The sequence below is a fragment of the Aquibacillus rhizosphaerae genome (assembly GCF_030282825.1).
Taxonomy (GTDB): domain Bacteria; phylum Bacillota; class Bacilli; order Bacillales; family Amphibacillaceae; genus Aquibacillus_C; species Aquibacillus_C rhizosphaerae.
In genome coordinates, this window is the sequence record NZ_JASTZU010000063.1 from 239,170 (window position 1) to 252,234 (window position 13,065).

Annotated in this window: 12 protein-coding genes; 5 read left to right on the forward strand and 7 right to left on the reverse strand. The window is 34.9% G+C overall.

Going from position 1 to position 13,065, the window contains the following annotated elements; translation table 11 throughout:
• The first annotated feature begins 223 nt into the window (after positions 1 to 223).
• Complete coding sequence (locus QQS35_RS21315) at positions 224 to 1,441, forward strand: EAL domain-containing protein (RefSeq protein ID WP_285934272.1); 1,218 nt, start codon at positions 224 to 226, stop codon at positions 1,439 to 1,441.
• 131 nt (positions 1,442 to 1,572) lie between these two features.
• Here the strand turns inward: QQS35_RS21315 and QQS35_RS21320 are convergent, their stop codons facing one another.
• The 4 genes from QQS35_RS21320 to QQS35_RS21335 all read right to left on the reverse strand — a co-directional run bounded on the left by QQS35_RS21320 (position 1,573) and on the right by QQS35_RS21335 (position 5,083).
• On the reverse strand, positions 1,573 to 3,171 hold the full coding sequence (locus tag QQS35_RS21320; RefSeq protein WP_285934273.1) for an aspartate:alanine exchanger family transporter: 1,599 nt from the start codon (positions 3,169 to 3,171) through the stop codon (positions 1,573 to 1,575).
• Between the two features lie 383 nt (positions 3,172 to 3,554).
• Positions 3,555 to 3,848: a hypothetical protein gene (locus tag QQS35_RS21325; protein ID WP_285934274.1), complete on the reverse strand. Its 294-nt coding sequence runs from the start codon at positions 3,846 to 3,848 to the stop codon at positions 3,555 to 3,557.
• A 156-nt stretch (positions 3,849 to 4,004) separates the two neighbouring features.
• Positions 4,005 to 4,340 carry a hypothetical protein gene (locus QQS35_RS21330; protein WP_285934275.1) on the reverse strand — a complete coding sequence of 112 codons (336 nt, stop codon included), beginning with the start codon at positions 4,338 to 4,340 and terminating at the stop codon, positions 4,005 to 4,007.
• A 116-nt stretch (positions 4,341 to 4,456) separates the two neighbouring features.
• Positions 4,457 to 5,083 carry a TetR/AcrR family transcriptional regulator gene (locus tag QQS35_RS21335; protein WP_285934277.1) on the reverse strand — a complete coding sequence of 209 codons (627 nt, stop codon included), beginning with the start codon at positions 5,081 to 5,083 and terminating at the stop codon, positions 4,457 to 4,459.
• Positions 5,084 to 5,327: 244 nt separating this feature from the next.
• Between QQS35_RS21335 and QQS35_RS21340 the strand changes: the two genes are divergently transcribed.
• Positions 5,328 to 7,556 carry an MMPL family transporter gene (locus QQS35_RS21340; protein WP_285934278.1) on the forward strand — a complete coding sequence of 743 codons (2,229 nt, stop codon included), beginning with the start codon at positions 5,328 to 5,330 and terminating at the stop codon, positions 7,554 to 7,556.
• A 185-nt stretch (positions 7,557 to 7,741) separates the two neighbouring features.
• Here QQS35_RS21340 and QQS35_RS21345 read toward each other — a convergent pair whose 3' ends face one another.
• From QQS35_RS21345 to QQS35_RS21355, 3 genes are read right to left on the reverse strand one after another with little or no spacing between them, the layout of a single operon-like run.
• Entirely contained in the window at positions 7,742 to 7,990 is a 249-nt protein-coding gene (locus QQS35_RS21345; RefSeq protein ID WP_285934279.1) for a hypothetical protein, read from the reverse strand.
• Positions 7,991 to 8,014: 24 nt separating this feature from the next.
• Positions 8,015 to 8,788 carry an ABC transporter permease gene (locus tag QQS35_RS21350; RefSeq protein ID WP_285934280.1) on the reverse strand — a complete coding sequence of 258 codons (774 nt, stop codon included), beginning with the start codon at positions 8,786 to 8,788 and terminating at the stop codon, positions 8,015 to 8,017.
• Complete coding sequence (locus QQS35_RS21355) at positions 8,766 to 9,749, reverse strand: ABC transporter ATP-binding protein (protein WP_285934281.1); 984 nt, start codon at positions 9,747 to 9,749, stop codon at positions 8,766 to 8,768. The genes QQS35_RS21350 and QQS35_RS21355 overlap by 23 nt, the downstream gene beginning before the upstream one ends.
• A 251-nt stretch (positions 9,750 to 10,000) precedes the next feature.
• Here QQS35_RS21355 and QQS35_RS21360 point away from each other — a divergent pair, with 251 nt between their 5' ends.
• From QQS35_RS21360 to QQS35_RS21370, 3 genes are all read left to right on the forward strand, one after another.
• Positions 10,001 to 11,095: a metallophosphoesterase gene (locus QQS35_RS21360; RefSeq protein WP_285934282.1), complete on the forward strand. Its 1,095-nt coding sequence runs from the start codon at positions 10,001 to 10,003 to the stop codon at positions 11,093 to 11,095.
• A gap of 117 nt (positions 11,096 to 11,212) precedes the next feature.
• Complete coding sequence (locus QQS35_RS21365) at positions 11,213 to 12,319, forward strand: sensor histidine kinase (protein ID WP_285934283.1); 1,107 nt, start codon at positions 11,213 to 11,215, stop codon at positions 12,317 to 12,319.
• Positions 12,297 to 12,932, forward strand: a complete 636-nt coding sequence (locus QQS35_RS21370) for a response regulator (RefSeq protein ID WP_285934284.1) — start codon at positions 12,297 to 12,299, stop codon at positions 12,930 to 12,932. Before QQS35_RS21365 ends, QQS35_RS21370 begins: the two co-directional genes overlap by 23 nt.
• Positions 12,933 to 13,065: the final 133 nt, after the last annotated feature.

A 13,065-nucleotide genomic window follows, 5' to 3' on the forward strand; every position in this document is an offset into this window, starting at 1 on the left:
CGTTAAAAATTAATCATGTGTAATTGGTAAATAACGTTTATAATTAAATAGGAAGACTTGTTAATAAATTTGGTTAAGAATAAACAGTGGTACTTTACAGGTCTGGCTTTTAATTAAAACTGAAAACTTTTATACAACTTATAACTCCATGTTTTGTTCAACTCATGCACTAATTATTTCTAGAATATTATTGATAATATTCTCTTCAAGGAGGCAGAGGGTAATGGATCCATTAGATATAGTTGAAAATATACATAATGTAAAACCAATCTATCAGCCTATTGTAAGTGCTATTAGGCACAATGTGATTGGCTATGAAGTCTTAGGACAATTTTATAATGATGAAGATGAATGGATAAGTTTAGGTGCTTTTTTCCATGATAATGAGGTGCCAGACGAATTTAAAGTTGAGGTTGATCAACATATATTAAATATAGCTATTTCAGAGATGCTCGAGTTGAAAAAAGAAGGCTTATTGTTTATTAATCGAAATGCTAAGCAATTGATGGTAAATGATGGGGAAGATTTATTGCAAATGTTAATACAATTTGAAGAAAAGGGATTTTCTATGGATAGGGTTGTTATCGAAGTTACAGAACATGACTTTGATGAAGACTTTGAAATTCTTAATCATTTACTCTTATATTTTAAAACGTATGGGATTCAGATTGCAGTAGATCGAGTGGGAGTGAAAAGTTCTAATATTGATCGTATTAGGCAGCTAGAACCACATATTTTAAAAATTGATACACGAATTTTACGTAATCATAATGGAGAAGGCTTTCAAGATATCATGCATTCATTATCGATGCTAGCACGTCGGATAGGAGCGGCATTATTATTTGAATACATAGAGGATGATCTCCAATTACATTTTGCTTGGAAACATGGAGGAAGGTATTATCAAGGCTATTACTTAGCTAGACCAGGATTTTCTCTTGTGACAAATGATGCTTTACCTATAGATCTTGGAGACAAAGTTTCCACTTATATCTCTAGAGAAAAGAAACTAATAGAAGAGCGGTTAGTACATCTTTTGAATTGGGAACAAAAAGTAAAGGATTTACTTCCACATTGGGATGGGAATAAAAAAGTAGATACGTTTATTGATAATGTGACTAGTAAGTTCAATGAAGAGAGTTTTCGTATGTACGTTTGTAATAGCGATGGCCAACAAGTGTCTTCCAACTTTAGAAAGCAAGAAGAAGTATGGGTGATTGAATCAGATAAAACAGGGTCAAACTGGGCATTTCGCCCCTACTTCTTAGAGAATATGGTACAAATGAAAACATGGAGTAGAGGAATATTATCAGATATATACTCTGATATTGAAACAAGGGAAATGATACGCACTTTCAGTTATCCATTAACAGATGAATACTTTTTGTTTATCGATATTCGCTATTCCTTTATTTATGATAATGAATGCTTGTTAATTTAATAAGCCACTACTGATAAAAACCTGTACCCCATAGTAAAATATGAGGTACAGGATTTTAAAAAAATGAGTATAAAATTTAGTGACATAAATCTTCAGTGATTATCCCATAGGTAGTCTTAAGCAAGGGCACCTTATAAAAAGAGGCTGAGTAGCTGCGATGCAATCGCAACAAAAATAAGTGCAAATGGATAAGCTGCTGCATAAGCGATAGCTGGATCCTCAGATTCAATGATTTGGTTTACAGACCCTAATCCTGGGGTACTCGTCATCCCGCCACAAAGTGCTCCTAATGAGTGAACAATACTTAGTTTGAATAATTTCCTTGCGATATAGAAACCGACTAAAATTGGGACCATTGTAATGATAGATCCACCAAAAACGAGTCCTAATCCTTCGGTTTGAATGACGTCAACGAGACCTTGCCCAGCAGTAGTACCAGCTCCTGCCAAAAATAGAACAAGTCCAATATCGCGAATTACTTGATTAGAAGGTTGATAATATCTAGCTTGGATAGGACCCAATTTACCAAAGTGTCCAATGATTAAAGCTACAAATAATGGCCCGCCAGCCACTCCTAATGTTATCGTACCTAAACCTGGCAAGTGAATCGGGATCATTCCGAGTAAAATTCCAATTAATAAAACGATACTTAAGGAAAAAATATCTACATTTGTTATTAACATTTTTTTTCTTGCAAAGAGTTTTTCAACATCATTTAAACGATCTTCACTACTCACGATTGTAAGCACATCGCCTCTTTCTAAACGCATTCTAGCATTTTGATTATACTCAAGACCACCACGCACCATGCGTGTTACGGTTACACCATAATTTCTTCTTAATCGTAAATCTTTGATGTTTTTACCTATCATTTCTTCTGAATCTACGACTACTTTCCTTAGTTTAATATGATCATTATTAATTAAGTTTGTTTCTACTTCTTCTCCAGCAAAATCACGGAATTTTTCTAAATCTGATCTCATGCCAACTGTCACAAGTCGATCGCCTAATAAAATAACAGTATCGCTTAAAGCAATTATGTTACGGTTGTTGCGAATGACTCTGCTTATTACTACTGAATTGTTTCTCTGAAACCGAAGCTCTTTTAATGTTTGTTTATTAATATCAGGATTTGTTACTTTAATCGTTGTAACCTGTGGTGACTCTTCATTTCTAGCTGGATTATTTTTTTGTTCTAAATCTTTGACTAAGTCAACTTTTAATACTCGTGGTAATAACTGAACAAATAAGACTACCGCTAAAACTCCAAATGGATAAGCGATACCGTAACCAACGGATGCTAGTGGGTCATTTGTTGCTTCGAGTGCTGCAGCCAAACCAGGTGTACTGGTTAAGGCACCTGTCATTAGACCAATACTTAATGCTGGTGACAAATGAAATATATTTGATACGATAATGGTAGTAATTGCAGCAACTAGAACAATTAACAATCCAATTATTCCGAAGATAATCCCACTAGAGCGGATCATTCGGAAAAACCGTGGACCTGCTTGCAGTCCAACTGCAACTATAAATAAACTAAGACCAAAGTTTTGTATGATAGGTGATATTTGATAACCAAAGTGGCCAAAAACCATTGCTACAAGTAAAACTCCGGCAGAACCTAGTCCTAATCCTTTTATTTTCGTTTGACCAATCCATGATCCTATAAATAAGATTACAAACAATAATATGAGTGGTTCTTCTAATAACCCAACGATGAAATCCACTTCCGATTCCCCCAAATCATATAACTTCCTAAACTTAAATGTCTATTTTTATTATAAATGGTTTTTTTATAAAATGAATAATTTTGTTAATTATTTCACAATACTGCCATACTCAAAACGCTTTCATGTGAAATTTTGAGATATTTTTTCCATATTTAGGACGTATTACAAAAAATAAGTAATATAGCTTTCCTCCTAAGTACAACCTTTAAAAAAATAGATTGATTTAAGAACACAGAAACAAGGTGGTTCGCCGGGGCTAAATCTGACTATTCCCAGTTAATGAGTTATACACAAAAAAATAAATGAATATCCCTGACAACAATTCAAGAGTCCTTGATGTCTCAAGGACTTTTGAATTAATTAGAAAATGAAAGGGTCTCTTATAAGGTTAAGCTAACACTTCCATCTTCACTTATTTCAACGGTAGAATAACTTTCAAATGTTTCCATATGGGTGATTTCATGTTTAACAGGTTTTGCAAAACTGTCCATGTATTCCTGATACATTTCAGGTTTCTTAATAAGGTGATAGTAATAGACTTTCTCTCCATTATTAACATCACTATTTCTAAGAGAAAATCTATCTTGAAACTGTTCCTTAAACCAATCTCTAGCTTGTAAATGGTTTTCGAAATCAGGCATGTCATTACTAATCGTTGTTAAATCAAAGTTCATTTGGATAATCGACTCCTTTTATGTAGTAGTGTAACCTGTATTGCTTGTTTTATTTAACGGGGACGGATTTCTCGTTCTAATTCCACAAAAAAGAACCCAAACCTCTTGTCAAATAAGAAATTTGGGTTCTATTATTACTTTTTAAAAAACGATTCACTAATGGCAGATTCCTAGATTAAAAGCAATTACTTTTACTTGTAGCATCACAATCAAAATCCACGCAGTATGATGACTAATATGAGCAATGTAAAACTTTTTTCGATTTTGAAAAAATGATTTAAATGTATATTGAGATAGGAATAAAAGTATTGTAAATGCAGTAACGACGGATGTTAGACCAAGTATTGCTTTAAATGGCGACATCCATAGGAAATCATTTAAAGTAGGAATAATTAATACGGGATCATAGTTTATATTTAAAAAATAAATGCCTATTGTCCAAGAAACGAGCATGAATCCGATGATGACAATACTGGATGTTTTTTTTACCATGTGTATCCCCCTCATATCAAAACCAAGTAAATGCATAGGATTAATTATATCTTATGTAAGATTGTGTGATTTGTCAATCCATAGGTTGGGCATAGGTCGGGTATATATGGTTTTTATCACTGATTTGGGAAAAGTCCATTCCAAAATAAACGAACAATTTGATCTGCGGTTTCTTCTATACTAGAAAATATTGCATTATTTTCAGCATCTCTATAATTACCTACCTTCAACAGTGATACATAGGAATGTGCCGCAAATGTAGGGTTGATTTTTGTTATTTCTCCATTTTCGATGGCAGCTTCAAAAGCCTTTTCAATTGCTCTGTACATGTTCTCTTCAGCTTCTTGCATTTTTTTGATTTGTTCAGAAGATAAGACATTTTTAGTCTCTCGCATAAACCCATCTAAATCAAGGTCAACAGTTGCTTTTAAGTGGGCCACTGCAACTTTTAAAAGACGATCACGTAACGGTGAATCCTCCAGTAGCATCGTTTGCATATGTTCGCGTATTCGAAACATCATTTGCACAATAGTTTCGGTAAATAATTCTGCTTTACTTTCATAGTAATAATAGACAGTTGCTTTCGTTATGTTGCATTTTTTTGCAACATCGTCAACAGAAACCTCTTGATAGCCGTTTGTTAAAAATAATTGAGTTGCCATACTTAGAATCAGTTCATTTGTAGGTTGTTTTAATTCACTGGCACGTGGTCTACCTAGTGACCTTGATTTTTTTTCTTTCATACTTGTTCTCTCCCTGTATGTGTTTGTTTCATTTTCAGTATAGCATAGAAAATAATATAATTGATTTAGTTGATTATTAACTGACTAGTATATATAATTAATTCAACATAAAAATTAATATGGATATAATTAATATTTGCTCAAATTTAAAAGATGATTCTATTAAAGGTTATATGTACTTAATTACAATGTTTTAGTTTAAAAGGATTTAGAAAAAGAATTGAATTGGAGAAGGAGAAGGGTAATGAATAACAGATTATACAAGTGGGGAAAAGTAGTCGCTGGGTCTAAGAGTAGGTGGATTACAATGGTAATGTGGGTATTAGTAGTTGCACTACTGTCCACGGTATGGCCGGCTGTAAATGATGAAGAATCTGGTTCAAATAACTTGTTACCAGAAGATGCAATGTCTGTCGAGGCCTCTAACCTAACGGAAAATCAGTTTCCAAATGATTCGGGTGTTCCATTATTAGTGGTTTGGCAACGTCAGGCGGGTTTGACAGATGACGATTTTGAAGCGGTTCAGTCACTTTATAAACAACTTCAAGAAAACCCCCTTGAACATCAGTCGATGGTACCGGACTTTGCTAGTATTCCATTGCAAGCATTAACAGAGTCAGCATCCAGTGATGGTGTAGCTTTAACAACACCAGTATTTTTTGAAAATGATGCTTCAACAGAAGAATTACAGCAATCTCTTGAAGTTTTGGAAACAAATATTACGGAGTTAACCGAAAATAATGTATTTAGTAAGGAGATTTCATCAGAAGGATTGCAAATTAGATTTACAGGTCCGGTTGGAATACAAACAGACGCAAGTGCATTGTTTAGTCAGGCCGACGTAACACTACTAATAGCTACGGTTTTATTAGTGTTAGTATTGTTAATCGTTTTATACCGTTCACCAATATTAGCTGTCGTACCGCTGGTAGGGGTTGGGTTCGCTTATGGGATAATTAGTCCACTGCTTGGCTTTATGGCGAGTCAAGGTTGGATTGTTGTAGATTCTCAGGCGATTTCAATTATGACTGTCCTCTTGTTTGGAGCAGGAACTGATTATTGTTTATTCCTTGTATCTAGGTACCGAGATGAGCTGCAGCTAGAACCAAATAAATATAAGGCACTTCACTTGGCAATAGCCAATTCTGGTGGTGCCATTATGATGAGTGCCTTGACTACGGTACTTGGTTTATTAACTTTATCGTTAGCTCAATATGCTTCCTACGATCGTTTTGCAGTTCCATTTAGTTTAGCAATCTTTATGATGGCAATTGCTGTTATGACTTTATTACCAGCAATTCTCGCATTATTAGGAAGAACAGCATTCTTTCCATTTATTCCAAGGACAAAAGCAATGACAGAGCAATTAGAGAAAAAGAAGGGCAAACCAGTGCGTTATCCAAAAACAAGAAGTCGATTTAGTATTGCTGCTGGCAATTTGGTTACGAAAAAGCCACGTAGGATTATTATCGTATGTTTGTTCTTGTTAGGGGCTCTTGCTATTTTTGTTCCAAAAATAGAGTACACATATGGAGTGCTTGATTCATTTCCAGAAGATATGCCATCACGTGAAGGATTTGCTATTATTGCAGAACATTATCCAGCAGGAGAAATTGCTCCTGTTCAAGTCATCGTAGATACGGGTGGACAGGAAGTTACAGTACAAGAAGAATTAGCATCCTTACCTACTACTGAAAATGTCAGTGACCCGAGGCAGGGTGATAGTAACTCAAATATCGTTGAATACACTGTTACATTAGCTGTAGATCCTTATTCATCAGAAGCGGTTGAAAAAGTTCCAGAATATAAACAAACAGCGGTGGAAGCACTGGAACAAGCAGGAATAACTAATGCTAGTGAACGTGTTTGGATAGGTGGTGAAACAGCAACGCTCTATGATACAGAAGTAATTACAAGCAACGATCAAAGTCTAATTATACCTGTTGTTCTTCTTATTATAGCAACGTTATTACTGTTTTATTTACGATCTGTTGTGGCGATGATTTATCTTTTATTAACAGTTGTTCTTTCTTATTTCTCAGCATTAGGGCTTGGTTGGTTAATCATTCACTACGGTATGGGCGCGTCTGCTATGCAAGGATTAATCCCTTTATATGCATTTGTCTTTCTAGTCGCACTTGGGGGCGATTATAATATCTTTATGATCTCAAGTATCTGGAAAAATCGTAAACAAATGCCTTTGAAAAAAGCTATTTCTGAAGGTGTCGGAGAAACAAGTAGTGTGATAACCTCTGCTGGTTTAATACTAGCAGGAACGTTCTCAGTTTTGGCTGTCTTGCCATTACAAGTTCTTGTGCAATTTGGAACGGTAACAGCCATTGGGATATTATTAGACACCTTTATTGTTAGGCCTTTACTCGTGCCGGCTATTACAACGGTACTGGGAAGATATGCATATTGGCCAGGAAAGTTATGGAAAAAAGAAGACAGAGAAAAGCAACAAGGTATGTAATAATTATCCTCCATGTGGACAGTGTTCTTCCCTTCATGGAGGATTTTTAGTTTTTCCTAATTAGGAAAGGCAGACGACTAGGCTAAGTACTAGTGCTATTATAGATAACGGAGTCATAATTATCCGTTCCTTTTTGCTTTTTGAAAATAAGTTGGCAATTGTATTTAGAGCTAAGTACCCAGTAATTATCCACTTGTATGGAACCCAAAGGAAATGATGCGAGCGTGCTGTAAAAAAACAAATCCCATCAGTACTAAAATTAGCGCTGACGCAGCGCTAACAATACGTAACGGTTTCGGTAAAATCTTATAGAAACCACCCATCGAAGCTTCACCAAAAGGAAAGCCTATAGTGAGTAACAGTTGGAATACAGCCAGAAGAAAAAATAAACTAACACAAATAATCGCCGCAACTTGAACATATAATTCTCCCATTTTCCGCTCCCTTTATAACTATTTTCAATAATGTGCAAGCAAACCTTTATTCATCGCTACACGTTCACAAAAATTAAAAAATCCTAGACCAACAATAAAATAGACAACAGCATTAACGATTAGAATCATAAAATCACCGGTTCCAATTTGGTTTAAAGTTATTTCATCAATCATCACACTACGAACAAGGTCTACACCTTTTACAATAGGAAAAAAAGCCAAAAAAGGTGCAACTGATAGTGGGACAAACACTAAGGCAGCTAATATAAATTGTAAGATTTGTAAAAAAGCTTGGATTTGTTTAAATACAACTGTTAATCCTGCTATGATTAAGCCAAGTCCAAACATACTTATTAGTGTAAGAATTAATATTGGAAATAGTGTAATTACATCAAGGTTGAGCCATTGTCCAGTTGTTGCCATAGAAAGTAAAAGCAGACCAATGATGATAAGAATATTAACGAAAGTGGAAGCGATTAACCTTGCAGTCATTATCCGCCATACCCCCATAGGTGACATGCTGAGTTGTTCGAAAGTACCTTGTGATGCTTCGTTTGATATTTGCCAACCGATATCGTTGACGACAATCATTGCTAGATACCAAAATATATAGTTAACAATCACATATTGAATATTCATATCCTGTGTATTTGGGTCACCGATAATTTGAATTCCCGCGAACATGGCCAGAAAAATGATATAGAAAGTAAGCAGTAAAGCAATTGTATTCGGTAAATAGCGTTTCATTTCGATATAATTTTTTCGGATATTGGCGTTAAGAAGGTTGAGCAATTGCATTGCTTCTTTCCCCCTTAATAATTTTCATGAATACTTGCTCAAAATCTATTGTTTTTCGATCAATTGATTCAACTGGTGTAGCTTCTAATTTTAAAATATTAAACAAATCATAAATATGCTCACTTCTTGCAAGGTCAATTTCTAAAGTAGTTACATAGGAGTCGCTTGTGTATATATGATGTGAGAATTTCTGAGTTAATAATTCTTTTTGCTTAGTACTGATTGCATTACCCAGCGTGATGGTGTATGACCTAATTTCAAAAAGCTTCAATAAGTTTTCAATTTTATCATCGGTAACTATTGTACCTTGGTTAATAATGACCGTTCGCTCACAGATATCTTGAATGACATCCATGTCATGAGAACTAATAATAATCGTTCGATTGTAATCTTGTACAATGGATTTAAGTATTTCACGGACCTCGTAACCTGTTTCTACATCGAGTCCAAGTGTAGGTTCATCTAATAAAATAACGTCACTTTCTGCTAACATCGATATAGCAATTGCTAACTTTTGTTGCATCCCTCGTGAAAGTCGGTTAACAAGTTCATTTTCTTTATCTTTCAATTTAAACTTTTCTAATAGATCATTGATTAAACTGGCTGCCTTTTTACGTGAAACACCACGGTTCCCTGCAAAGTACTCAAGATTCTCTTTGACAGTTAAGCGCCAATATAGATTGCGGTTCCCTTCTAAAACAGCACTTATATGATGTAACGCCTTTAAACGGTGATCTGTTATATTCATTCCATTGATTATAATTGATCCTTCATCTGGAGTAAGTAGGCCACAAATCATTTTAATTGTTGTTGTTTTCCCTGCCCCATTTGGACCAAGTAATCCCAAAATTTCACCACGCTTAACCGTGAAGGAAATATTGTTTACAGCGTGAATAATATCTTTTGTTTTCCTTTTCTTATATCTTTTTTTAATATTATTCACTTCTATTACAGCATCCATCAAAACATCCTCTCCATTTTTATTTAATCTAATTTTATCTCTTATTTCTTAGTGTCACTACACCCTCAAGTATTAAAAAAACTCAGCCCTCAGACTGAGATTCAAAATAGTATAATTGAAAATGTTCACATTAAATCATTTCTATGTGATTATTATTTTGTTGACAAAGGTTGTTCGTGGCATTTTGTCGAATAGTTTAGACAGTCAAATCAAATTTTTTCAAGATAGTAATGTATAAAGGAGAAATTTTATTGAATAAAATAAAACAATTAACCTTTTTGGATCATGGAAGAATTATCGCTATTTCTGATATTCATGGTGAGTTAGAATTGCTTAAACAATTGTTAGATAAAGTTCATTTTAGTACCGATGACTATTTGATTATAAATGGAGATCTCTGTGAAAAAGGAGATAATAGTAGAGCTGTTGTTCATTACATGATGGAGTTAATGGCTACTAATCCAAGAGTTCATGTAATAGAAGGTAATTGTGATAGTTTGATAGATGAACTGTTAATGGAGAATCCAAAATTAATTGATTATATGTGTGCAAGAAAAAAATCTATATTTAGTGAATGGCTATCTCAATTGGGATATGAAGTTAACAAAAAAACGAAAATACAAGATGTAAAAAAGTTACTAATTGGCCATTTCCCTGAACAAGTAAAGTGGTTAAGTGAATTACCAACTGCACTCTATTCGGATGAATATATATTTGTTCATGCAGGTTTAGATGACATTAAGAATTGGAAAGAAACAGAACGTGAAACAGCACTGACGATGCAATCTTTTTTAAATAAATCACACCGCACTGGCAAGTACGTGATTGTAGGTCATTGGCCGGTTGTGAATTACGAAGCTTTCTTACCATCACACAATCCAATCATCGATGAAAAGAAAAAAATTATTGCGATTGACGGAGGGAACATTATAAAGCCAGAGGGACAATTAAATGCGCTTCTTATTAAAAGGGGGCGAAACGGTGATATGTACTCACATACATATGTCGACTTTTTACCAACTTGTAAAGTGATAGAGGATTTTACTGCATATCCTAAAATGGTTGGTTCTGTTGGATACCCTTTATTTGAAATTGTTCCCATCGAAAAGGGAAAACACTTTACTTTGTGTCAACAACAAGAAACTAACCAACAGCTTTATGTGAAAAATGAATATATAGTACAAAATAAAGATGGTAGCTATCGAACAAAAACGGATGTATCCTGTACGCAAATGAGTGTCAGTCGCGGCGATAATGTAGCGGTCATTGATGATAGCTGCACGGGATATACTCTCATTAAAAAGCAAGGTGAAGTTGCCTGGATAAAAAAAGAAGCTATTCATTAATGACAGTACTCTTAAACGCTAGATTGATGATAAATAGTTTACTGGGGGGATTATGTGTACCTGAATACGTTTTGGTTATGGCTTTGTCTATTAATAGGGATATGGAGCTTTGGTTTAATGACACACTCTGATCAAACAACTAATATTTCTGCCATCCAATGGGTTGGAAGTGCGTCGTTTTTTGCTATTTATTTTCTCATTCCTTTATTTCAAAAGCAGATGATTATCCAAGCTTTATTATGGTTAGGTGCATGTTTTTGTGTGTCAACAGTCTTTTGGCCGTACTATGAAGGTATTCCTAATTACTATGTGCTGTTGCTTTTTTCTTACATAGCTGGTGAAGCTGTTTTTAGGCTAAATAAAAAGTATTCAGTTCCTATTGGAGTCTTGATTGCTGTAAGTCTGTTAGTAACATCCTTAGTTAGGAATAGTTTTCCATTAAGTTTTATCGTTTTATACATAATTATAGCAAGTATCGCACTATGGATATTTCATCGATACAACATACAGTTAACTGAATCTGAAGCAAGATATGAAGCACTACTCCATGAGTATCGATTGTTAAAAAGGAAAAACATCTCCGATGAAAAACTTGCAAGACAACAAGAGAGAACTGAAATTGCTAGGGAGATACATGATAGTGTTGGACACAAACTATCGAATCTGTTAATGCAACTGGAAGTAGCAAGAATGGAAGTGGATAAAATGACAGTTGGACGTTTAGAGTTGTTAAAGGATTTGGCGAAAGAAAGTTTGGAAGAAACGCGTCACGCAGTGAAGACGTTGAAAAATGAGGAAATTGGAGGGATTACCGCAATTATTAGTCTGATAAGAAAGCTTGAAGCTGAAAGTTTTATTCGAATTCAGTTTTCAGTGAAAAATCATGCTTTCTCTGCGCCACTTACTTCCGAGCAAATGGTTGCAGTTTATCGTGCGGTTCAAGAAGCGCTAACAAACGTCATGCGTCATGGCCCTTTTCGAGAAGCAACGGTTTTATTCGAAGCACCTGGGGAAAGTGTGTTCCGATTTGAAATATCAAATCCCATTGCATCAGAGTTTAGGGTTAAAGAAGGCTTTGGGTTGATTTCGATGAGAGAACGAGTGGAACAAACTGGTGGTAGTTTACAAGTGTTAGTTTATCAGCGGTGTTTTATTATCCGTGGTACATTTCCTTTTTTAAAAGGAGAGAAGGGTGAGGCCTATGATTCGAATACTGTTAGCTGAAGACCAAGCATTAGTGGCACAAGGACTTAAGTTGATGATGGAAACAGATAGTACATTGAAAGTTACAGGTGAAGCCAAAAATGGAAGAATAGCAATTTCCTTATGTGAACAACAATCCTTTGATGTGGCAGTTTTAGATATTCGAATGCCAGAAGTGGATGGACTAGAGGCAGCACGTATTATTCGTTATCGTTGGCCCAATATGAAAGTCTTAATATTAACTACCTTTAACGATGACGAGTATGCACTAGAGGCTCTGAGACTTGGAGCTCATGGCTATATGTTAAAAGATGCGAATGCAGAGGCATTAATTCAGTCAATAAAAGGTTGTTTAGCAGGTGGTCTTCAACTTCAAGGAGAAGTAGCAGCAAAAGTGCTACCACGGCTTTTAAATAATACGAAAGTAAGACCAAATCTTAAGCATCCATTGACACCTAGAGAATTAGACATTTTAAAACGGATTGGGGAAGGAAGAAGCAATAAAGAAATAGCAGAGGAGCTCGCTTTATCAGTGGGAACTGTTAAAAATCATATTAGTCAGTTATTGGATAAGCTGAATTTACGTGATCGAACACAGTTAGCCATCTTTGCAATTCATAATCACTTTGTTTAAAAAATAGCGCTGGATTTAGCACTCTTCATGGAAATAATTCAAGAAAGTTACGTCGCACTTTCTATCATCTGCGAAATTTAAATGAAAAATTTGAAAAACCATGACTCAAGTCATGGTTTTAATTAAATATTGT